This is a genomic window from Methylobacterium sp. Leaf123 (assembly GCF_001423405.1).
In the GTDB taxonomy this organism is placed as follows: Bacteria; Pseudomonadota; Alphaproteobacteria; order Rhizobiales; family Beijerinckiaceae; genus Methylobacterium.
Window position 1 is genome coordinate 320,259 of sequence record NZ_LMNS01000038.1, and the last position, 19,597, is coordinate 339,855.

Annotated in this window: 18 protein-coding genes and 1 riboswitch; of the genes, 5 read left to right on the forward strand and 13 right to left on the reverse strand. The window is 66.5% G+C overall.

Going from position 1 to position 19,597, the window contains the following annotated elements; all coding sequences use genetic code 11:
• Nucleotides 1-170 precede the first annotated feature (170 nt).
• On the reverse strand, nucleotides 171-1,613 hold the full coding sequence (locus ASF53_RS21105) for an IS1182 family transposase (RefSeq protein ID WP_056203328.1): 1,443 nt from the start codon (nucleotides 1,611-1,613) through the stop codon (nucleotides 171-173).
• A gap of 444 nt (nucleotides 1,614-2,057) precedes the next feature.
• A riboswitch (Fluoride riboswitch) is annotated at nucleotides 2,058-2,136 on the forward strand.
• 23 nt (nucleotides 2,137-2,159) lie between these two features.
• On the opposite strand from ASF53_RS21105, the gene ASF53_RS21110 reads away from it, so the two are divergent.
• The 4 genes from ASF53_RS21110 to ASF53_RS21120 are packed head-to-tail and all read left to right on the forward strand — an operon-like array spanning nucleotide 2,160 to nucleotide 4,996.
• Nucleotides 2,160-3,539, forward strand: a complete 1,380-nt coding sequence (locus ASF53_RS21110) for a voltage-gated chloride channel family protein (RefSeq protein ID WP_056203332.1) — start codon at nucleotides 2,160-2,162, stop codon at nucleotides 3,537-3,539.
• A 25-nt stretch (nucleotides 3,540-3,564) separates the two neighbouring features.
• Complete coding sequence (locus ASF53_RS25320; RefSeq protein ID WP_286134593.1) at nucleotides 3,565-3,741, forward strand: hypothetical protein; 177 nt, start codon at nucleotides 3,565-3,567, stop codon at nucleotides 3,739-3,741.
• Nucleotides 3,738-4,628: a LysR family transcriptional regulator gene (locus tag ASF53_RS21115; RefSeq protein WP_056203335.1), complete on the forward strand. Its 891-nt coding sequence runs from the start codon at nucleotides 3,738-3,740 to the stop codon at nucleotides 4,626-4,628. Before ASF53_RS25320 ends, ASF53_RS21115 begins: the two co-directional genes overlap by 4 nt.
• Nucleotides 4,625-4,996 carry a YidH family protein gene (locus tag ASF53_RS21120; RefSeq protein WP_056203338.1) on the forward strand — a complete coding sequence of 124 codons (372 nt, stop codon included), beginning with the start codon at nucleotides 4,625-4,627 and terminating at the stop codon, nucleotides 4,994-4,996. The genes ASF53_RS21115 and ASF53_RS21120 overlap by 4 nt, the downstream gene beginning before the upstream one ends.
• 3 nt (nucleotides 4,997-4,999) lie before the next feature.
• Here the strand turns inward: ASF53_RS21120 and ASF53_RS21125 are convergent, their stop codons facing one another.
• The 10 genes from ASF53_RS21125 to ASF53_RS21170 form a co-directional block, all read right to left on the reverse strand.
• Nucleotides 5,000-6,085: a sulfite oxidase gene (locus ASF53_RS21125; RefSeq protein ID WP_056203341.1), complete on the reverse strand. Its 1,086-nt coding sequence runs from the start codon at nucleotides 6,083-6,085 to the stop codon at nucleotides 5,000-5,002.
• A gap of 78 nt (nucleotides 6,086-6,163) precedes the next feature.
• Complete coding sequence (locus tag ASF53_RS21130; protein WP_056203345.1) at nucleotides 6,164-7,147, reverse strand: beta-propeller fold lactonase family protein; 984 nt, start codon at nucleotides 7,145-7,147, stop codon at nucleotides 6,164-6,166.
• Between the two features lie 185 nt (nucleotides 7,148-7,332).
• Entirely contained in the window at nucleotides 7,333-7,671 is a 339-nt protein-coding gene (locus ASF53_RS21135) for a c-type cytochrome (protein ID WP_056203347.1), read from the reverse strand.
• A gap of 11 nt (nucleotides 7,672-7,682) precedes the next feature.
• Nucleotides 7,683-8,906: a molybdopterin-dependent oxidoreductase gene (locus ASF53_RS21140; protein WP_056203351.1), complete on the reverse strand. Its 1,224-nt coding sequence runs from the start codon at nucleotides 8,904-8,906 to the stop codon at nucleotides 7,683-7,685.
• A 278-nt stretch (nucleotides 8,907-9,184) separates the two neighbouring features.
• Entirely contained in the window at nucleotides 9,185-10,246 is a 1,062-nt protein-coding gene (locus ASF53_RS21145; protein WP_056203354.1) for a YeiH family protein, read from the reverse strand.
• Between the two features lie 183 nt (nucleotides 10,247-10,429).
• Nucleotides 10,430-10,744: a histidine phosphatase family protein gene (locus ASF53_RS26900; protein WP_082482881.1), complete on the reverse strand. Its 315-nt coding sequence runs from the start codon at nucleotides 10,742-10,744 to the stop codon at nucleotides 10,430-10,432.
• 105 nt (nucleotides 10,745-10,849) lie between these two features.
• Nucleotides 10,850-11,671: a mechanosensitive ion channel family protein gene (locus ASF53_RS21155; RefSeq protein WP_056203359.1), complete on the reverse strand. Its 822-nt coding sequence runs from the start codon at nucleotides 11,669-11,671 to the stop codon at nucleotides 10,850-10,852.
• 5 nt (nucleotides 11,672-11,676) lie between these two features.
• Nucleotides 11,677-12,927, reverse strand: coding sequence for a hypothetical protein (locus ASF53_RS21160; protein ID WP_156635712.1), 1,251 nt, complete (start codon nucleotides 12,925-12,927; stop codon nucleotides 11,677-11,679).
• 139 nt (nucleotides 12,928-13,066) lie between these two features.
• Nucleotides 13,067-15,805, reverse strand: a complete 2,739-nt coding sequence (locus ASF53_RS21165; protein ID WP_056203364.1) for a PAS domain-containing protein — start codon at nucleotides 15,803-15,805, stop codon at nucleotides 13,067-13,069.
• A 200-nt stretch (nucleotides 15,806-16,005) separates the two neighbouring features.
• The gene (locus tag ASF53_RS21170) at nucleotides 16,006-16,416 is read right to left on the reverse strand and encodes a response regulator (protein ID WP_056203367.1); all 411 of its coding nucleotides are present in this window, start codon (nucleotides 16,414-16,416) and stop codon (nucleotides 16,006-16,008) included.
• 270 nt (nucleotides 16,417-16,686) lie between these two features.
• Between ASF53_RS21170 and ASF53_RS21175 the strand changes: the two genes are divergently transcribed.
• Nucleotides 16,687-17,061: a response regulator gene (locus ASF53_RS21175; RefSeq protein ID WP_056203371.1), complete on the forward strand. Its 375-nt coding sequence runs from the start codon at nucleotides 16,687-16,689 to the stop codon at nucleotides 17,059-17,061.
• A 183-nt stretch (nucleotides 17,062-17,244) separates the two neighbouring features.
• Here the strand turns inward: ASF53_RS21175 and ASF53_RS21180 are convergent, their stop codons facing one another.
• Both ASF53_RS21180 and ASF53_RS21185 read right to left on the reverse strand, forming a co-directional pair.
• Nucleotides 17,245-17,505: a hypothetical protein gene (locus ASF53_RS21180; protein ID WP_056203375.1), complete on the reverse strand. Its 261-nt coding sequence runs from the start codon at nucleotides 17,503-17,505 to the stop codon at nucleotides 17,245-17,247.
• 704 nt (nucleotides 17,506-18,209) lie between these two features.
• Nucleotides 18,210-19,466 carry a methyl-accepting chemotaxis protein gene (locus ASF53_RS21185; RefSeq protein WP_056203377.1) on the reverse strand — a complete coding sequence of 419 codons (1,257 nt, stop codon included), beginning with the start codon at nucleotides 19,464-19,466 and terminating at the stop codon, nucleotides 18,210-18,212.
• Between the last annotated feature and the right edge of the window lie 131 nt (nucleotides 19,467-19,597).

Sequence of the window (19,597 nt, forward strand, 5' to 3'; positions counted from 1 at the left end):
CCACGCTTGAGGGGGCCGGGAAGGAGTTCCGGCTGTATGTCACCTAAACATTCGTTTTTCTCACATGCATGATCGCACAACCAGAAGACCGCCTGGGGTGGAGGCTGTGTGAGAACGCGGAGTGTTGTGCCGGTTCGGAGCGGTGACGGTGCGCGGGGTGTCGCGTGCTGTCACGCCCGGAGGGCGCTGAGGAGCGGTCCAGTGCCGAGGATCGCCATCACCCGCTTCAGATTGTAGGCCAGGACCTGCAAGCTCATCTCGGTCGCTACGTTTCTCAACCGGCGCATCCGGAAGTGCGTCGCGCCCATCCAGCCCTTGAGCGTCCCAAACACGTGCTCGACCGTCTGGCGGCGCGTGCGCATCGCGTGAGGATCCGCGTCGAGCCGCCGCTGCACGGCTTCCAGGACCGCCTCGTGCTCCCACCGCGTCACGCGCCGCTCCTTGGCTGGCGTGCAGCGCACCTTGATTGCGCAGCCATGGCAAGCTGTTGTCCAGTAACGGCGTAGCGTTAGTCCGTCTTCCACATTGGTGTAGCGGTAGGAGAGCTGCTCGCCGGCTGGACACCGGTAGGCCTCCGCCTCCGCCTCCGCCTCGTAGACGAAGTCCTGCTTGCCGAAGCGCCCCTCCGCCTTGGCGCCCGAGGTCAGCGGCTTGGGCAGTGTCACCGCAATGCCGGCCTGATCACAGGCCAGGATCTCCTCGCCCGAGAAGTAGCCGCGATCCGCTAGCACGGTGAGCGCCTCATGCCCGGTTGCTGCTTGGCCCTGGCGGCTCATGTGCGCCAGCTGGGTGCGGTCGTGCCCGACGTTGGTGACCGCGTGGGCGACGATCAGATGATGCTCGGTGTCGACGACCGCCTGCACGTTGTAGCCGACGATCCCCGTTCCTTTGCCGCGCGTGGCCATCGCCCGCGCGTCCGGATCGGTCAGCGAGATCTGTCGATCAGGCGCAGCTTCGACGAGCGTCTCCATCGCCTGCAGTTCGCGCATCTGCGTCCGCAGGGCGTCCAGACGCTCGGCGATACGCGCCTTGCGCACGTGCGCGACCTCGTCCTCCTGGCGGTCGGCGGTGTCGAGGGCGGCCAAGTAGCGCGCGATGCTGGCCTCGACCTGCTCGATGCGGCGCTGGATCGCTGCCGGGGTGAAGTTGCGATCGCGCGCGTTCACCGCTTTGAAGCGGCTGCCGTCGAGAGCCACGACACCACCGGCTAGGAGGCCGAGTTGGCGGCACAGGACCACGAACTGGCGGCAGGCGGCCTGGATCGCTGGGCCGTTGTCGCGTCGGAAGTCGGCGATGGTCTTGAAGTCGGGGGCGAGGCGGCCGGTCAGCCACATCAGCTCGACGTTGCGGCCGGCCTCACGCTCCAGGCGGCGGCTGGAGGCGACTTGGTTGAGGTAGCCGTAGAGATAGAGCTTCAGCAGTGTCGCGGGATGATAGCCGGGTCGGCCCGTCGCGGCCGGCGTCACGCCAGCAAAACCAAGGGCTGCAAGATCGAGTTCATCCACGAACACATCGACGATGCGAACTGGATTGTCCTCAGACACATAGTCGTCCAGGCGATGCGGCAGAAGCGAGATCTGGTGACGATCTGCGCCACTAACGAACCGCATCATACAAGCCTCCACCGTCATGAAGAGACTATCAGAACCGCAGCGTTTTCACACAGCCTCGGTGGAAAGCCGCTGTTCAGCGTCCGCCCGCTGAACGACGGCTTCGCGCCACTTCCGGACCTTCGGCTACCGCTGCGGGTATGGCCGCTCGTCCCCCGATAGCTGCCATTGGCCGGAGATTCGCTCTGGCGGCCACAACGTCCTGACCTGATGGTCGCCCGTATGGCGTCTGCCACGGACCATACGGGCACCCGTAAGTGGTCAGGCTCCAAGGCAGAACTGGTTCACCCGAGGCGTGAGGGCGACGTCGGCTTCTATGCACGGCCGGCCGTAAGCACACCTTCTGAACTCGACCCAACCTCGCCGCTCAAGGCAAGTTGCGCTGGACCCGAAAGCGGCCTTCGTTGATCCCATGGGATTGACCGCAGGCATGTAACGGCAACATAAACCCTCGACGGTAATGGTGTCTGCCGGGCCTTGAGCCGAACCGCCGATCCCTGATGCGGCTGATGACTCCTACTTTTCGCAATTTTGCGAACGGGAGGAATCATGCGCGCGTCGTTCCGGAACCTGTTTCACGACCTGGATCTAGCCGGCTTCCTGCGGACACGCCGGTCTCACGCCATCTCGGTGGCGCGCTGGTCGGTCATCCTGTTGCCGATGGCTGTCGCCGTGGGCACGCTCTGCGCCGCCTTCCTGTGGAGCCTCGACGAGGCCACCCAGGCGCGCTTTGACCATCCCTGGTTCCTGTTCCTGCTCCCCGTCGGCGGCTTCGCCGTCGGTCTTCTCTACCTCCTGTTCGGGAAGAGCGTCGAGGGCGGCAACAACCTCATCGTCGAGGAGATCCACGAGCCGGACGGCGGGGTCCCTCTTCGGATGGCGCCTCTGATCTTCCTCGGCACCATCGTCACGCACCTGCTCGGCGGATCGGCCGGCCGCGAGGGTACCGCCGTGCAGATGGGCGGCAGTCTCGCCAGCGCGTTCGGTAGGATGTTCGGCGTCGATGCCACCGGAGTGCGGGTCCTCCTGATGGCTGGCATCGCCGCCGGCTTCGGCGCCGTCTTCGGCACCCCCATCGCCGGGGCGGTGTTCGCGTTGGAGGTCCTGGCGGTCGGGCGCATCGAGTACGCCGCGCTGGTGCCCTGCCTGCTGGCGGCGGTGGTCGGCGACTGGACCTGCCAGGCCTGGGGCATCCACCACGGACTCTACCGCGTCGACTTTCTCGCCGGTAGCGCCAAGACACTGACCGTGGAGCCGTTACTCCTGGCCAAGGTAGCCCTTGCCGGGGTCGCGTTCGGTATCGTCGGGCTTGTGTTCGCCGAGGCCAACCACGTCCTTGGGGGATGGCTCAAGCGTTGGGTCCCGTACGGACCGCTCCGGCCGTTGATCGGCGGCCTTGCCGTCATCGGCCTCGTCTACGCTTTCGGCACAAGGGACTACCTCGGGCTCGGCGTAACAGCCGCCAACTCCGGCGGGCTGACCATCACCGGTTTCTTCGGACCGGACGTCCATCCCTGGAGCTGGGCCCTCAAGATCCTCTTCACGGTCGTGACCCTGAGCGCGGGGTTCAAGGGCGGCGAGGTCACGCCGCTGTTCTTCATCGGGGCCGCCCTCGGGAACGCCCTGGCCGGGGTGCTCGGCGCGCCCGTGGATCTGTTCGCGGCCCTGGGGTTCGTCGCGGTGTTCGCCGGTGCCGCCAACACACCGCTCGCCTGCACGCTGATGGGTATCGAGCTGTTCGGCGCGACCCATGGGGTCTACCTCGCGGTGGCCTGCTTCCTAGCCTACCTCTGCTCGGGCCATAACGGGATCTACCTATCCCAGCGCATCGCCGTGCCGAAGGCGGCGACGGGCCTCGCCGGCGGCGCGACCCTGCGCGATGCCCGGACGGTCCGCGCGCCGGCCGTTCGGCCCCAGCCTACCTCCTAGCATTCCGGTCACTGAAGGAGCCGTCATGACCCCGTCGCATCGCGTCGTCGCCACCGAGGGCGACGTCGCCGCCTTCTTGTGGTTCGATGGCGGCATGTCCTGCGTCGTCACCGGTCGCACCGACGAGGCCCGGCTGCCAACCATCGCACAGGCGGTCGATGAGCAGGTCCGTGGCCTCGCGCCGGATCGGCGGCAGCCGTGACCCTCGACCAGCTTCGCATCTTCGTGGCGGTGGCCGAGCGGCAGCACGTGACCCGAGCCGCCGAGGCGCTGAACCTCGTCCAATCGGCGGTCAGCACGGCGATCGCCAATATCGAGGGGCGGCACGCGACGAAGCTGTTTCACCGGGTCGGCCGCGGGATCGAACTCACCGAGGCGGGGCGCGTATTCCTCATCGAGGCTCGCGCGGTGCTCGCCCGGGCGGAAGCCGCCGAACTGGTGCTCGCCGACCTCAGCGGCCTGCGACGGGGGACGCTGACGCTCTACGCCAGCCAGACCATCGCCAGCGACTGGCTGCCGCGCCACCTCGTCGCCTTCCGCCGGGCCTATCCCGAGATCGCCGTTCGCTTGGCCGTGGGCAATACCGCCGATGCCGCCGACGCGGTGCGCGCGGGGACGGCCGAACTCGGCTTCGTCGAGGGGGCGTTGGACGACCCGACGCTTGCGAGCACCACCATCGCGCGGGACCAACTCGTCCTCGTGGTCGCCCCAACACATCCCTTCGCAGGGGCGACCGCGCTCGAACCCGAGGACCTCGCCGGGGCCGATTGGGTGCTGCGCGAGGCGGGATCGGGAACCCGCTCAGCCTTCGAGGCAGCGCTCACGGAGACCGGTTTGGCCGTGGCTCGGCTCCGGGTCACGCTCGAACTGCCTTCCAACGAGGCGGTCCGCGCCGCCGTCGAGGCCGGGGGCGGGGCCGCAGTTCTGTCCGAGACCGTAGTGGCAGCTGCGCTTCGGGCCGGAACGCTGGTGCGGGCGGCGTTTGCCCTGCCGAGCCGTCCGTTCCGGGTGCTGCGCCACAAGGAGCGCTACCGCAGCCGGGCCGCCGACGCGCTGCTCGACCTGATCGAGGAGGCGGCTGCCGGATGAGGGAACCTGCGAAGCCCGTTCCCCCCGACGACCCGCGGGTCAGGCTCGCCGAGGACCGCACGGTGCTGGCAGCCGAGCGCACCTTCGTGGCGTGGCTTCGCACCGGGCTCGCCTTCCTCGGCGTCGGCCTGGCCGCGCAGCGCTTCCTGCGAGAGGTGCTGGCGGTCTGGCCACTGAAGGTGCTGTCGCTCACGCTGATCGCCTGTGCGCTCGCCTCGTTCGCCGGCGCCGCATGGCGGGACCGGGCGATCCGGGCGCGACTCGCCCATGCCGAGATCCCGATGATGCCGCGCATCCTCACCGTCGGGGTTGCGGCCCTGCTCATCGCGATCTCGGGCCTCGCGGCTACCGCCCTGCTCTGGGCATGACGGTCAGGCCACCGTTACCCGCACCCGGTGCCAGGCGGCGCCGAGGTAGCCCTTGTAGTTCCAGGTGTCGTCCGGCGCCGCAGGCTGGGTCTGGCCGGCGGAATCCCAGGCCCGCACCGCGAGTTCGTGCGCGCCGGTCGTCAGCTCGCGCTCGATCTCCCAGAACGTCCAGGCGTAGGGCGCGTCGGCGTCGCGGTCGATCCGGGCCTGCGCCCAGCTGCGACCGCCATCCGTCGAGACATCGACGCGGGCGACCGCGCGGTCACTGGCGATGGCGTAGCCGCGGATCGCGTGCCGGCCGGCCTTCAACGCTGCGCCGCGGGCGGGCTCGCAGATCGCGCTGTTGAGCGGCATCGCCTCGATGGTGATGCCGTGGACGGGGTCCGCGGTCTCGGCGGTCACGTCGGGAGGAAACAGCTTGTAGTCGTCGGCCTGCATCGGGTTGTTGGAGGGGTGATCCTGCACCGTGATGCGGGCGAGCCATTTCGGGCTGCGGATGCCGGCAAAGCCCGGCACCACCACGCGCAACGGATGGCCGTGCTCGGGGGCGAGAGGCTCGCCGTTCATCGCGAAGGCGAGCAGCGTCTCGGGGGCGAGAGCCTTGGCGAGCGGGATCGAGGCGCCGAAGCACGTGTCCGTATGGGCGATCCGGTCGTGGCTCTCGAAGGCGACGTGACGTGCGCCCCCCGCGTCGAGGCCGGCCGCGCGCAGCACGTCGGCGAGGCGCACGCCGGTCCATTCCGCGTTGCCGATGGCGCCGGCCGCCCACGGGTCGCCGGAGACCGGGGCCACCGCCAACATGTCCGCCCGGCGGTTGCCGGCGCATTGCATTACTGCCGTGACGGTGATGGGTGCGAACCGCGCCTTGAGGTCGGCGACGGACAGGTCGAGCGGCGTCGCGACCATCCCGTCGACGGTCAGGCGGTAGCCGTCGGCGTCGAGGTCCGGGATGTCGCCGTGGCTGCGGACGTAGAAGTCGGCCTGATCGGTGAGGAAGGCGGCGCGTAGGCGATCGAGCGGCGGCTCGGCGTTGTAGGGCGCCTTGCCGTGGACGATGAGGCGGTCCTTGCGCTGGAACAGGCCGAGCATGGGGTCTTTGTCCTGCGTTCGTGACGTGTCGACGACGAGAACGCGCCGGGGGCGATAAGGCCCCCGGCGCGCGTCGCCTCAGGGCTTCATCGTCGAGATGACCGCGTTCTTCGCCCGGTCCACCACGGCGACGCTGAGGTCGCGGTTGAGGACGTAGGCGTGGGCGTTGTCGGCCGAGAACGCGATCGCCTGGCGCGGCTCGTTCAGGCCGGTCACCGTGGCGACGACCTTGAGGGTGCCGGTGTCGATCACCGAGAGCGAGTTGTCCTTGAGGTTGCCCGAATAGACGAAGTGCCCGTCCGGGGTCAGCGCGGCGCCGTAGGGGTCCTTGCCCACTGCCACCTCGGAGGTGACCTTACGGGCGGCGACATCGACCACGCCGATGGTGTTGCGGCCGCTGTTGGCGGCAAACAGCGTCTTACCGTCCTTGGTGATCGAGATCGCGCGCAGCTTGTCGAACCCGGCGATCTCGCCGGTAATCTTGTTGGTGGCGGTATCGACCAACGTGATCTTGTCGCCGAGGAAGTTCGTCACGAACACGGTCTTGCCGTCCGGCGACAGCTTCACGCCCTGGCGCGGCTGCGCGAAGCCGGGGATCACAGCCTCGGCGAGCATGGTCTTGGTGTCGAACACGGTCAGCGTGCTCGCGGCCTCGTTATTGACGTAGAGCTTGCCCCCGTCGGCCGAGAGCACCGTACCGAACGAGCCGGGGCCCGCGGCGAGAACGCCGGCCTCCTTCCCGGTGGCGGTCTCGTAGACCGTGATCCGGCCGGTGCCGCTGTCGGAGACGTAGAAGCGGGCGCCGTCCGGCGCGAACACGATGTTGCGCGGCGTGACGAAGCCGTCGAGGCGGCGCAGCACCGTGCCCTTGGCGACGTCGTAGACGACGACGGCGCTCTCCTCGCTGTTCGACACAGCGGCGACGGTCCCGGCGGCGTTCAGCGCCAGCGCGTTGTTCTTGATCGCGCCGTCGAAGCCGGCGGCGAACCCGGGCTGGGCCTGGGCTAGGAGCAAGGCGGCTCCGGCGAGGAGGGTGCGGAGGCTGGTGCGGATATGGGTCATGAAGCGGGTCTCTCGGGCATGCGCGCTCGTTCGGCGGCCGGGGCCTGCCGTGAGGGCTGGTTCGAAATCGGAAATCCGTGGTGCAAGGCCGGGCCGGCCGTGCATCGCCCTGGGGAGACGCCGGAAGGCGCGGTCTATTCCCCGAGGCCGGCCAAAAAAGCGCGGCGGCCTCGGGATTCGGAGGTTCAGGGCGTCGGCTTCAACGCCGTGAGGTAGTCGACGATGGTCTGCACGTCGGCCTGATCGACGGGCGCCTTGTAGACGTGGACCATCTTGTTCACGGTCTCGGTCCACTGCGCCTTCGTGAGCTTAGGTTGGGTCAGCACCATCCCGGCCGAGTGGCAGGCGAGGCAGTTGTTGTTGACCGCCTCAGCCCCCGGCCCGTCCGGGAAGATCCGGTCGGAGGTCGGCATCGCGATGGATTGCGAGGTGAAGCGCATCGGCTCGGGGGCCGGGGCGGCAAGCGCCACCAGAGGAGACAAGGCGAGCGCGGCGATCAGGGCCGCCGGATAAATCGGGTTCATGGCTGGTCTCCTCAAGCGGCCTGAAAGGACACGGCCTCGATGCCGTTCTGCATGAAGCCGGCCCCGTTCCAGACCCGGCCCATGGGCTGCGCGACGCCGTTAGTGTTGGTGCAGCGGACCCTGACCGTGTGGGTGCCGGCGGCCAGCGCCGGCAGGCTGCCCTCGAAGCGGCGGAAGCTGTAGGGGCCCTCGTCGGCGCCGAGTTGCGCCGGAAACCACGTCGCTCCGCCGTCTCCGGAGAACTCGACCGCCTTTACCCCGCAATCGCCGCCGAAAGCGATGCCGCGGATGGCCACCGGCGTTCCAGCCGCCAACTTTGCACCTTCGGTCAAATTGGTGACGAAGGAGCGTGGCACCATCCTGTTGATCGGTACTGTCTTGAAACCGGTTTGGCCGGGCTTGATGTTGGCGCCCGGCACGTCCGGGATGCGGTAGGCGGTCTTCATCCAGTACCCGTCGTCGGGCTTGTCCAGCACCTCGATGTCGGACAGCATCTTGACCCAGTAGGTCGAGTACCAGCCCGGCACCACGAGGCGGAGCGGGAAACCGTTGAGCAGCGGGAGCTGCTCGCCGTTCATCGCGTAGGCGATCATCACCTCACCATTGTTGGCGTGGTCGAGATCGAGGGACTTCTTGAAGTCCGGCGCGTCGTCGACGACCGGCTCGTCGAGGCCGTTGAAGCGCACCTGCACGGCACCGGCCTTCACCCCGGCCTTTTCGAGCACGTCCTTGAGGCGCACCCCGGTCCAGCGGGCGTTGCCCATCGAGCCGTTGGCCCATTGCGCGCCGGGCACCCGCGGCTCGAACAGCCCGCGCGAATTGCCCGAGCACTGGTTCACCGCGGCGATCTCGAAGCGCGGCAGGCCGGCGATGGCGTCGAGCGAGAGCGAGAGTTCCTTATCGACGTGGCCGCGGACCTTAAGCCGGAAGGTGCCGGCATCGACTTCGGTCGGGATCGAGGCCCAGTGCCAACGGACGTAGAAGCGGTCGTTGGGGGTGAACACGCCCTCGTCGAACACCGAGAACGGCGTCTCCAGCAGCGGCGGATGAGTGCGTTGAAGGATCATCTCGCCCTTGCTCGGAAAGGCGGTGGTCAGCGCCCGCTCGTCCGGGCCGCCGGGCAGCGGAAGCTTCACCGAGCCTGCCGCCCAGGCCGGTATGGCCGCGCCGAGGCTTCCGAGCCCGAGTCCACCCAGCACGAGGCGGCGGTTCGTCGGTCTGTCCAGTCCGTGCATGGTTTCCCCTCTAAAGAATGTCGGCATCGATGCGTTCGAGGGCACCTGGCCGGTGGCAATTTCTTGCAACCAAGGAGATGCTACGGGATGAGATTTATTCACACCAACGATCTTTCGTGATGCGAACGATCTCTTAATCCGATGTTTCGGAGACTTTTGATCTCCCGTGCGTAGTTGGGCATTGAGATGGAAGCTCGGATAGGTGCCATCAGGCTCCCATGGGGGCCTCATCGGTTTCCCTGACTCCAACCAGCGCTGAGGCCGCACCATCGCGCATATCAGACGAGGGCTAGTACGTGGATCAGGCCGAGACTGACGGCGCCGAGTGCGAGCAGTGAGGCGACCACCGCCAGGGTCACCCGTGCTCCGGCCTTGGCGACGCTGCGCACATCGACCCCGAGGCCGAGCGCCGCCATTGAGACCACGGTCAGCATGTTGGCAGTCTCCGACATCGGCGCGAGCGCGACCTGCGGGACCAGCCCGGCCGAGCGAAGGGCCACGAGCGCCAGGAAGGCGAGGATGAACCACGGCACCAGGCGGTGGATCGCGCGACCGGCGCGAGCAGGGCGGTCGCCGGCGGTGACGCCGGGGGCGGCCTCGTCGGTCTCCTCGCGTAGCCGGCTTGCACCAAGCGAGAGCACCAGGACGACCGGCCCGAGCATCAGCACCCGGACGAGCTTCACCAAAGTTCCGACCTGGACGCTGAGCGCCGCGACCGGCGCGGTGGCGGCGAGGACCTGCGGAACAGCGTAGACGGTGAGGCCGGCGAGCACGCCGTACTGCATTGGCGACAGGCCGAGCAGTGGCACTAGCAGCGGCAGGCCGAGCACCACCAGCACGCCCAGCACCGCGGTGAAGGCGATGGAGGTGGCGACGTCCTCGCCGTCGGCGCCGATCACCGGGGCCGTGGCGGCGATCGCCGAGTTGCCGCAGATCGAGTTTCCGCAGGCCACGAGGATTGCCATGCGCGGATGCAGCCCGAGCGCTCGGCCGATGCCATAGCTCGACAGGATCGCGATCACGACGACGCCCGCGATGCCAAAAAGTAGACCCGGACCGGCGGCGAGGATCGTCGCGAGGCTGAGCGACGCGCCGAGCAGTACGACCGCGATCTCCAGTACAGTCTTGGCCCCGAAGGCGATGCCGGGAAAGAAACGCTGCGACGGGGTCCAAATCGTGCGGATCGCGCTGCCGAGCATGATCGCGAGCACCAGGGCTTCAAGCCAGGCACGACCGAAGAGGTGCGCCTCGGCGGCTTCGAAGCCGACCGCTGCGGCGGTGACCGCCACGCAGAGGCCCAGTCCCGGAAGGATGGCTCTCATGCCGGCCAGGGCACGCATCAATCGAGGGTGGGAGAAAAGTCTGGGCCTGGTCATGGATGGCTCCGATGTGATGCCGGAGAATCCCACGACGCTTTCATTCACTCCAACGGAACGATTAGATACTTCTAATCAATTAAATAGATGAAATGAGGGCCTCTTTGCAGCTTGCGGAGATCCATTGTGGTGGGCCGACAGGCGCCTTCACCTGTCGATCCAACGGGCCTTGATCGTCGTGTCCGCAGAAAGCTCATAGATCCTGACGGAGCCCGTCACGAGTTCGAGGTGCTCGACCTCCGCCGGGCTGAGATCTTCGAGCGCCATGACAAGCGCCCGCAGGCAATTGCCGTGGGCGACAACGAGCACGTCCCCGCACATGACCGCCGGCAGGATGGTTCGGAGGTAGGCGCGCAGTCCGACGCTCCCGCCGACGATCACGGCGATGAATATCAGGGAGAGCAAGAGCTTCCGCCCGTTTTCGGCATTCACGCCGACCCAGTCGATTCCGAGGAAATGCACGCGTTGGTCCTTCGTGTGGTCTAGGACGCGGTCGCGTCCGAGCCTGAATGTGACGGACCGCCATCGCGAAGTCCGGTCTACGGATGGGTGGGTGTCGTCGGCCGATCAGCTTGTCGGAGAGGGCGTCAGCGCGACCGCCTCCATGGCACCGGCGTCGGCGATGGCCAGCTTGCCGCGTACGGTCAGGTCGCTGACGAAGGCGAACTGGTCGCGCATGTCGAACGGGTAGGCGCGCAGCTTGTAGTGCGTGCCCCAGGGCTCCTCGTGCAGCACCACGCGGACCGATTTGCCGTAGTTCACGTAGGGGCTGGTCAACGCCACGTCCGTCAGCAAGGCGCACACGAGGGCTCCGTCATGCCGGGGCAGCAGGTAGAAGTCGGCGACGCACTGCAGGGTCCCGGCGCCGTCGTTCGCGTTGGTGATCCGGTCGGTCCAGATCGTCGAGTGCGGAACCGTGACCGCGTTGTCGTCGGGTGTCTGGAGCAGGATCGCACGCAGCCCGACGTTGCGCACCTCGCCGTAGTCGGAGCCGACCTTGACCCAATCTCCCGGCCGGTAGGGCCGCTCGACCAGGGCCACAACCCCGGCGATCAGGCTGCTGACGTAATCCTTGAAGGCGAAGCCGATGGCGACGCTGGCCGCACCGGCGATGACGAGGAAGTTCTGCAGCGTGATGTTGAAGACGATGGGCACGATCCATACGATGGCGAGCACCATCAGGACCAGCCGGGCGATGGGCACGGCCGCCAGGAGGTAGAGCCTCAATCGGCTCGAGCCGCGTTCGGCGAGGTAGGGGAAGGTGCTGCGCACAAGCCAGATCGCCGCCCATGTGCCGACGACGATGAGCCCGATCTCCCAGAATCGGATGTCCTGGAGGCTGTGGACGAGCTGTACGCCGCCGTCCTGGACGTCCTGTGCGGTGGCCATGTCGTTCAAACCCGTCCCACGGGAAATCCTGCCGCTTCGAGGCCGTCCCGGATCGCCGGGTAGGCCGCCGCCCGGCAGCCGAACCGGTCGCCCTTACGTTCCAGGAAGCCCGCCCTGAGCAGGACGGGCACGACGTTCGGGTCCGCCACGCCTGGGAGGACGAGCAGCAGTTCCTCGCGGGTCAACGGCCCGTGTATCAGCAGCGCGTGCAAGGCATGGAGGGTGGTGCCGTCGTCCGTAAATGGGAGAAGGTACTCGTCGAGGGCGGCCACCCAGAGGGTCTGCTCGCTGGCATCGCCATCCGACATCGCGGCCTTCGCGTCTTCGGCGACGTCACCCGTACGCAGGCTGCGCCGCCAGAGGTGCCAGGCGACCCAGGGTATGCCGAGGCTGCGCCCGGCCAACTTGCGCAGGTAGTCGTTGCGAAGCGTACCCGCCTCGTCGACCGCGAGCACGTCCTCGCCGTCGGCGAGCAGGCGGAACCGCATCGCCCCGGTGGCCTCGGAGGTCGAGAGCTGGACGAACCAGCCATGCAGGCGGACGGCGTCGAACGGCTTGATCGTCACGGCATCGGGCAGGAGGGCGTCGGCGCCGGCCGCCTTGGCGAGGAACGACCAGGCCCAGGCGTTGCAGCCGACGACCACCGGTCGATCCAGTCCGTCGATGGCCGCGAGGAGCGCGCGCACGGCCCTCAGGCCTTCCCGATGCCGCAGGAACCAGTCCTCCAGCCTGGGGATGACCAGGATCCCCGACCCGGTCATGTCCGGCAGAATGAGCTGATCGGCGGCGACGAGCGATTGCCGCGAGGGCGGCGCGAAGACTTGGTGTCCCGCCTCCAACGCCCAGGTCTCGATGACCGCGTTCTCGTCGCAGGGCGGCAGCACCACCGTCAGAATGTGCGACGCGCCGGGCTGACGATCCAGCCACCTGCCCACGGTCGCCCCGATCTCGGCGAGGACCGGGCCGCAGGCGGGGGGAGCAACGATCTCGTCGAGACGCTTCAGCGTCGCGCGGTGCAGCTTGTCGTCCGCGATGAAAGGCTCGGACTTTTCGCGGTGGAACAGGGCTATCAGCCGCCCGAGGTACCTCCGGGCGACTTCATCCCTGGGGACCGGTGGCGTCTGGGCATCGTCGAGTGGGATCAGGAACGCGGGGCCTTCAGTCTTCGACATCGGCGCGCGGCAGTCCACTCCAAGGTCGTCGACAACGTGAACCGCCCAGGTTCGTTGCCGGTGCCGCTGGCATTCACCGGTCACGAAGTAGGCACCTCCGGCCCGGAACTACGACCTGAAGGACGGCGAAGGGTAGGATGCTACCGAGAGCAAATGGCACATCCAACGCCCTTCTCGGGACTGGGTGCCCTCGACGCCGGGTCCCCGACTACGGGCGCTGCCGCTATCGACTGGTTGCCGGTGCATCCTCCGCTTGCAGGCCTCTAAGGGGAGCGTCGATGGTGCACATGACACCTGTCGCCGGATAGGAGAGATCCACCTCGCCGCCGAAGTTGCCGGCAAGTCCGCGCCCGATCAGCCTAGAACCGAAGCCGCTCCGTGTCGGCGCCTTCACGACGGGACCACCTTGCTCCAACCATCGCAGGGCGCAGTGCGGCTCGCCGCCATCCTCGCGAAGCGTCCACTCGACCGAGACCTTGCCCTGGGCGGTCGAAAGGGCCCCATACTTGGCCGCGTTGGTCGCGAGCTCATGCAGCATCAGCGAGAGGGACATTGCGGCCTTCGACCCGATGGTGAAGGTGGGTCCTTTGAGGACGAACCGCCCCGGATTGTCCCGGTGCGTCTGCAAGGCGCTCTCGATCAAAGTCTCGATAGGTGCCGACCCGATCTCTCCGCCAAGCAGGAGATCGTGCGACTTGCTGAGCGCGATCAGCCGACCGGCGAGGACGTCCTTGGCCGCATTCAGGTCGGTTGCCGTGCGCATGGTCTGGGTGGCGATGGACTGGACCATTGCCAGCATGTTCTTCATGCGGTGGCTCAGTTCGAGGTTGAGGGTTCGCTGACGTTCCTCCGCCTCGATCCGTGCCAAGGCCGCGCGGGTCCGGTCCGCGATGTTGTTGGCAAAACTAATCTCCTCGCCCGTCCAGGCGTATGGCTTGGCCTTCAACGCGAACAGCAGTGCGACGAACCGACCGTGCTCCATGAGCGGCAAGTTCAAAAGCGAACGCACGTGGATGGCTGCGAGGGCTTCCGCATCGTTTGCCGTCCGAACGTCGTTTGCGACGTCGTCGATGATCACGGCATGGCCGGACTTCAGGTTCTCGATGTACGAGCCGTAATCCCGGAACGAATGCACCCCGCCGATGCCCGGAATGCCCGGAGCGGTCCAGCCGTCACCGACGGCGATGGTTTCCCGGTCGTGGTCCACCGCCCCGTACCCCGCATGGGATAGCCCGAGGGTGCGGCCAAGGATCTCCGCAGCCACGCAGGCGATCTCCCCCGCATCGTCCGAATTGCGTAAGCGGTCGCCGAGCTCCGCCAGGGCCGCACGCCGGGTCTCGGCCTGCTTGCGGTCCGAGACGTCGATGAACATCGCGGCGAAACGATTCTCCGCTTCACGGTATGCGCGAACCTCAAACACGCGCCCGAGCTGCGGCACCGAAATCTCGAAGACCTCGGGAGTTCCAGTGTCGACCACCCGTGCGTAGGTCTCGATCAGCCAGTCGGGGATGTCGGGAATGGCCTCGCGCACGGTCCGGCCCACGGTCTCGACAGGGAGGCCAGACTGCGCGGCGAAGGCCGGGTTGATCTCAACGAACCGGTAGTCCGTGGCCTTCCCGTTCGCGTTGCGGATGATTTCGCCGCTGAAGAAGCCTTCCTGCATGCCCTCGAACAGGCCGCGCCAGCGCTTCTCGCTTTCGACGATGCGCTGCTCGGAGGCGCGCTGGGCGGTGACGTCGCGCGACACCACCAGAAGCCGCTCCGGCCGTCCATCAGCGCCGCGGATCGGTGTGACCTGCACGTCCCACCACTTCGCCGTGCCCTTGAGCGTTTCGGCCGGGGCCTGGAAATGGCCGGTGCCGCCGGCCAACGCCGCCCAGAATGCCGCCTTTGCGTCCATTTGGGCCTGTCCCTTCCAGAACCCGGTCCAGTCGCAACCCTTCACCTGGTTGAAGTCGTCGGCCTCCATGACGGCCAGCCCGCCCTCGTTCATGAATGTCAGCCTGGCATCGGGATCGAGCACCTTGATGCAGTCGGCCGAGGAGGACAGCACGCCGCGCATGAACGCGGCGTCCGCCTGCTCCTTGGCCGCGGCGTTCCGTTGCTCCGTGCGGTCGCGCAGGATCTTGAGGAAGCCCTCGTGTTGGCCTTGCTCGTCCCTGAGCGGCATCATCTCGCCGTTAGCCCAGAACCGACTGCCGTCCTTTCGAACATGCCAGCGCTCGTCTGCGCCGCGCCCGGACAACAAGGCAGAGGCCATCTCCTGCTCGGGGACGGCGTTCGCGACGTCCTCATCGGTGAAGAAGACGTGGGCGGGCTTGCCACGCATCTCCGCCTCGTCCCAACCGAGGATGCGTTCGGCGCCCGGCGACCAGCTCGTCACCATGCCGGCGAGATCCAGTGAGACGATGGCGTAGTCGAGGGCGCTCTCCAGAATCGCCGTGTTGCGCCGGTCGGTCTCACGACGTTGGCGCAGGGACCGGCGTAGCTCCAAGGTCGTCATGACCTGATGCGCGAGGGTGCGAAGCACGAACGCTTGGGAGGGCGTCAGCTTGTTGGGCTTGGTATCGAGCACGCACAGCGCCCCGAGGGCGACGCCGTCGGCAGTTCGCAGCGGAGCTCCCGCGTAGAAGCGGACTTCGGGTCCGCCGGTCACCAGGGGGTTGTCCGACGTACGCGCGTCGAGGGTCAGGTCTTCGATCTCGAACACGTCGTCCTGCTGCACGGTGTAGGCGCAGATCGATTGGGACAGCGGCGTCTCGTTCCGTCCGAAGCCGGTCTCGGCCTTGAACCATTGGCGTTCGCCGTCCAGGAGCGAGATCAGCGACACGGGCATGCCGCAAGTTTCCGACGCCACCCTGACGATGTCGTCGAACTCGGTCTCGGCGGGCGTGTCGAGGATGTCGTAGCTCGCCAGTTCGCGCCGGCGAAGTCCATCGACCTGTTTGTTGCCTCCCGCCATGGCCCTCCAGCCGACTTCCGATGCTGTTGCGGCCTACCGCCGAACGAAAAGCGGTCTGCCGTTAAACGCCTCACCGCACAATGGTATTTGAAGGTTCTAGAACGACTTCGGGCCACGACGGCCGGATCGTGCACTGGCCGTTCGGCAAGTCTGCCGCGCCCCCGTAAGTGGTGGTTCTCGTCGCCCGCCCAAGGCCACTGCTACTTCTTGAGGGACTCGGGGTGCTTTTCCGATGGCATCGTATTGCGAACGTGGTGCCGGACCACCGAGGGACTGAAGGGCTTCGCGATGAACGTCGCCCCGTCCGGAAGGTCTCCGAGTTCGGGCCGTACGTGGCCGGACGCCACAACGATGGCGATGTGCGGCCACAGCTCGGCGGTCCGACGCGCGAGGTCGAAACCGTCACCATCGCCCGGCATCTGCACGTCCGTGAACAGCAACTGCACCTTGCCGTGGTGCTCGTCGAGCACCCTGATCGCCTGGGCCACGTTCATCGCCTCCAGCACCGCGAAGCCCGCATCCTCCAGGATGTCGGTAGCATCCATCAGGATCAGGGCGTCGTCGTCGACCACGAGGGCGAAGGGCGCATCGGAAGGGCCAGGCAGGGTCATCAAGGGGTAAGGCCAACCTCGTCCAGAGGTTGCTGGGTAACATAAGTTTGTTTTGGCGGTGCTTGCCGATTCACGGCGCACTGTTGTTGGGACCGAAGCCTCAACATGCTGCGCGGATACGAGCGAGTGAACGACAGGGTTTATCCCGACGGTACGGCGCACGTCGGCGAAGGTCGCTTTCCTGCCTGCACGCTCAACGCACCGGCCAGGACCTATCAACTGAGATGCTCAAGGAGGGCAACTTATCGAGCTAACCTGTGTTGCGCTCTCATGTCGACGAAGCGCTCCATGAAAGCCACCGCCGTGCTCGTCGTCGAGGACGACGACCTCGTGCGCCTCTGCGCCGTCGAGATGCTTGAGGATGCGGGCTTCGTGATCGTCGAGGCACGCCATGCCGACGAGGCCTGGTTCATCCTTCACGAGCGTGCGGACATCGGAGCGCTCTTCACCGACGTCGACATGCCGGGCTCGATGTGCGGGGTGACCCTGGCCGGACGCGTACACGACGCCTGGCCCGACATCCGACTGGTCGTGACCTCGGGTCGGCACCGTCTGGCCCATGGGGATATCCCCGATCACGGCCTGTTCGTCCCCAAGCCCTACAGCGCGGACCAGGTCGTAGACGCGATCCACCAAGCTACCTGATGGGGTCAGCTTGACACGGTACCTTTTCGCGTTGGGCGAGATTGGACTTCTTTCGGGCTGACACGCGATGAATCGGCCAGATCGGCTCGGGGCGAAATCTCCCGGATCGTTCCGGTAATCCCATCCCGAAGCCTGCCCTAGGTCACCGCAAAAACAAGAGGGGCCCCGAAGGGCCCCATGGGATCACATGCGGTGATGGCGATGACCATGGCCGTGGCGCATCATGTGACCGCGGTGATGATGGTGACGCATCATGTGGCCGCGGTGGTGGTGGTGACGCATGTGATGACCGCGGTGGCCATGCATGTCGTCCATGCGAACGTCGACGATGTTGGTGGTGGCATCGACGGCGCCGATCATGCCGGGGGCGGCCGAGGCGGGTGCGGCGATGCCGATGGCGCCGAGCGCGGCCAAGGCTGCAGCGGCGATCAGGGATTTCTTCATGGGGGCTTCCTCGTGGGTTATTGGTGGCCTGGACCGGGTCGGGTACCCATCCGGCGTCATCGAGAAACGGCCATGCTTCCAGGACCGTTCCGCGGTGTGCGTACTCACAAGCCGGGCATGGATAAGGGAATGCCTTTCCGTGGAGCCGGCTCGGGAGGAAGCACGGCACGGCGTTGACGTAGGCACCCCGTGGCATTCCTCATGGCGGTCGCCGAGCGATTGCATCGTCGGCCATCCTTCATCCGGGCCGGGTGCACGCCGAAGCAAGCTTCCGAGGCGGTGCGGCGAACCGAGATCATGGCGCCCGCTAAATGACGTAGGTCACCACAATCGCGTCGTTGATGCAGGCGCTCATTGCGTTCGTCGAAGCGAGTTAATGGGACACAACATGCTGATGTCGTGGCCGCCCCGGTGAGGTCCGCTTCTCCGTTCGGAGCGGACATCTCAATTGGCCATGCACTAGGTCTGCAAGGGGTCGAAAGCGGCTGAATTCTATTGCAAGTAAAACCACCGTTTAGGTGACATAGGCAGGCTACCGCATCCGACCCAAAATGCGGATCGCGATGCCGCCGCAGACCGGTTTCGCCGTTGTCGTACCCCGGCGGCTCCTGGCGGAGGCCACGGAGGATGCCCACCGAACCGGCAGCTGACCAGGGCAATCCGTTTGACGGGAAGCCTATGTCGAGCTCTGACGCTACCTGAGCTCAGATCCGCCTAACTTCGACCAGGAAATCCTGCACCGCCCGCGTCACCTGCTCCATCTGTTGATCGAGGATCGCTGTGGCCGACAGAACCGACCGGGCCGAGCCGGCGGAGGTTTCGGCACTAGCAGCAACCTCCGCGATGCTGCCGCCGACGCGGCCAGTGCGCTCTGCCGCTTCGCGCGCACTGCGGCTGATCTCGTCCGCTGTCGCCGACTGCTCCTCGACCGCGGCGGCTATGGTGGTGGACCCCTCGTCGAGCCCCCGGATAACCCCGGATATCCGCTCGATTGCAATCGCTGTCTGTGAGGTCGCTCCCTGGATTAAGCCAATATGTTGCGCGATCTCGCTGGTCGCCTTAGCGGTCTGCCCGGCTAGCGCCTTGACCTCTGTTGCGACGACCGCGAAGCCCCTTCCTGCAGCACCCGCACGCGCCGCCTCAATCGTAGCATTCAAGGCTAGTAGGTTGGTCTGGCTGGCGATTGAGGAAATCAGCCCAACGACCTCGCCGATCCGCTGCGAGGTTTCGACCAGCGCCTTGACACTCTCCATGGCCCCACTTGCCTCGGTCACGGCCTCGCCGGTTGCCGTGCTGGAGCGGTTGACCTGCCGAGTGATCTCGGCATTCGAGGCCGTCAGTTCTTCTACAGCGGCAGCAACGTACTCGACGTTCATCGTTGTCTCAGTCGCGCCGGTCGCAGCGCTAGCTGCCGCATGAGAGGTTGCGCCAGTTGCCGTAAGGACACTGTCGGCTGCACCGCGCATTGCCGCCGTGGCGTCGCTGCTCTCGCCGAGTGCCGTGCGGATGGCAGCATCGAAGCTGGCGATCGACTCGGTAAACGGCGTGACGTCTGCCCATGACAGCACCGCCGCGACGTAGCGGCCATCCGCATCGTAGACTGGGGAGACGTGGAGATCGAGCGTCTTCGGCCCAAGCTTAATTTTCGTGCGCCAGGGCAGGCGGGCCGGATCGGCAACGATGCTGCGCTGGTGGGCCGGATTTTTATGGAACACGTCCATCGAGAGGCCAATCATGGCGTCCGGGTTCACGGATGCCGGCAGATGCTCGCGCAAGCTACGCAGCGTCTCGACGCTGCGCCGGTTCGCGAAGGTGATCGTAGCTTCAGTCGGGTGGAGGACGAGGACATTGACGGGTAGCGAATGGAGGATCGTTTCGAAATCAGCTGATTCAGCTGCAAGTACCTGGCGCAACCGACCTTCGAACGCAGGCGAGGCGTTTTTTTTCAAAGCGCGGAACATGAAGGCAGACCCACAAAACGGTAAATCGGAACATCTCAAGTTGTGATGCCCTCTTTTTAACATATGGTGGTTAGCAATTTATTAGCAGGGACATAGCCTTCGTCCGTAACCGGCGACGCCAGCTGCGTCAT

What these genes read in the sequence shown, in the direction of transcription:
- ASF53_RS21165 (WP_056203364.1), bottom strand. Translation starts at nt 15,805, where the DNA reads ATGGCGGGAGGCAACAAACAGGTCGATGGACTTCGCCGGCGCGAACTG.
- ASF53_RS21125 (WP_056203341.1), bottom strand. Translation starts at nt 6,085, where the DNA reads ATGCTCGGCCTGTTCCAGCGCAAGGACCGCCTCATCGTCCACGGCAAG.
- ASF53_RS21110 (WP_056203332.1), top strand. Translation starts at nt 2,160, where the DNA reads ATGCGCGCGTCGTTCCGGAACCTGTTTCACGACCTGGATCTAGCCGGC.
- ASF53_RS21130 (WP_056203345.1), bottom strand. Translation starts at nt 7,147, where the DNA reads ATGACCCATATCCGCACCAGCCTCCGCACCCTCCTCGCCGGAGCCGCC.
- ASF53_RS21155 (WP_056203359.1), bottom strand. Translation starts at nt 11,671, where the DNA reads ATGGCCACCGCACAGGACGTCCAGGACGGCGGCGTACAGCTCGTCCAC.
- ASF53_RS21105 (WP_056203328.1), bottom strand. Translation starts at nt 1,613, where the DNA reads ATGATGCGGTTCGTTAGTGGCGCAGATCGTCACCAGATCTCGCTTCTG.
- ASF53_RS21120 (WP_056203338.1), top strand. Translation starts at nt 4,625, where the DNA reads ATGAGGGAACCTGCGAAGCCCGTTCCCCCCGACGACCCGCGGGTCAGG.
- ASF53_RS21180 (WP_056203375.1), bottom strand. Translation starts at nt 17,505, where the DNA reads ATGAAGAAATCCCTGATCGCCGCTGCAGCCTTGGCCGCGCTCGGCGCC.
- ASF53_RS21170 (WP_056203367.1), bottom strand. Translation starts at nt 16,416, where the DNA reads ATGACCCTGCCTGGCCCTTCCGATGCGCCCTTCGCCCTCGTGGTCGAC.
- ASF53_RS21175 (WP_056203371.1), top strand. Translation starts at nt 16,687, where the DNA reads ATGTCGACGAAGCGCTCCATGAAAGCCACCGCCGTGCTCGTCGTCGAG.
- ASF53_RS21145 (WP_056203354.1), bottom strand. Translation starts at nt 10,246, where the DNA reads ATGCGTGCCCTGGCCGGCATGAGAGCCATCCTTCCGGGACTGGGCCTC.
- ASF53_RS21185 (WP_056203377.1), bottom strand. Translation starts at nt 19,466, where the DNA reads ATGTTCCGCGCTTTGAAAAAAAACGCCTCGCCTGCGTTCGAAGGTCGG.
- ASF53_RS25320 (WP_286134593.1), top strand. Translation starts at nt 3,565, where the DNA reads ATGACCCCGTCGCATCGCGTCGTCGCCACCGAGGGCGACGTCGCCGCC.
- ASF53_RS21135 (WP_056203347.1), bottom strand. Translation starts at nt 7,671, where the DNA reads ATGAACCCGATTTATCCGGCGGCCCTGATCGCCGCGCTCGCCTTGTCT.
- ASF53_RS21140 (WP_056203351.1), bottom strand. Translation starts at nt 8,906, where the DNA reads ATGCACGGACTGGACAGACCGACGAACCGCCGCCTCGTGCTGGGTGGA.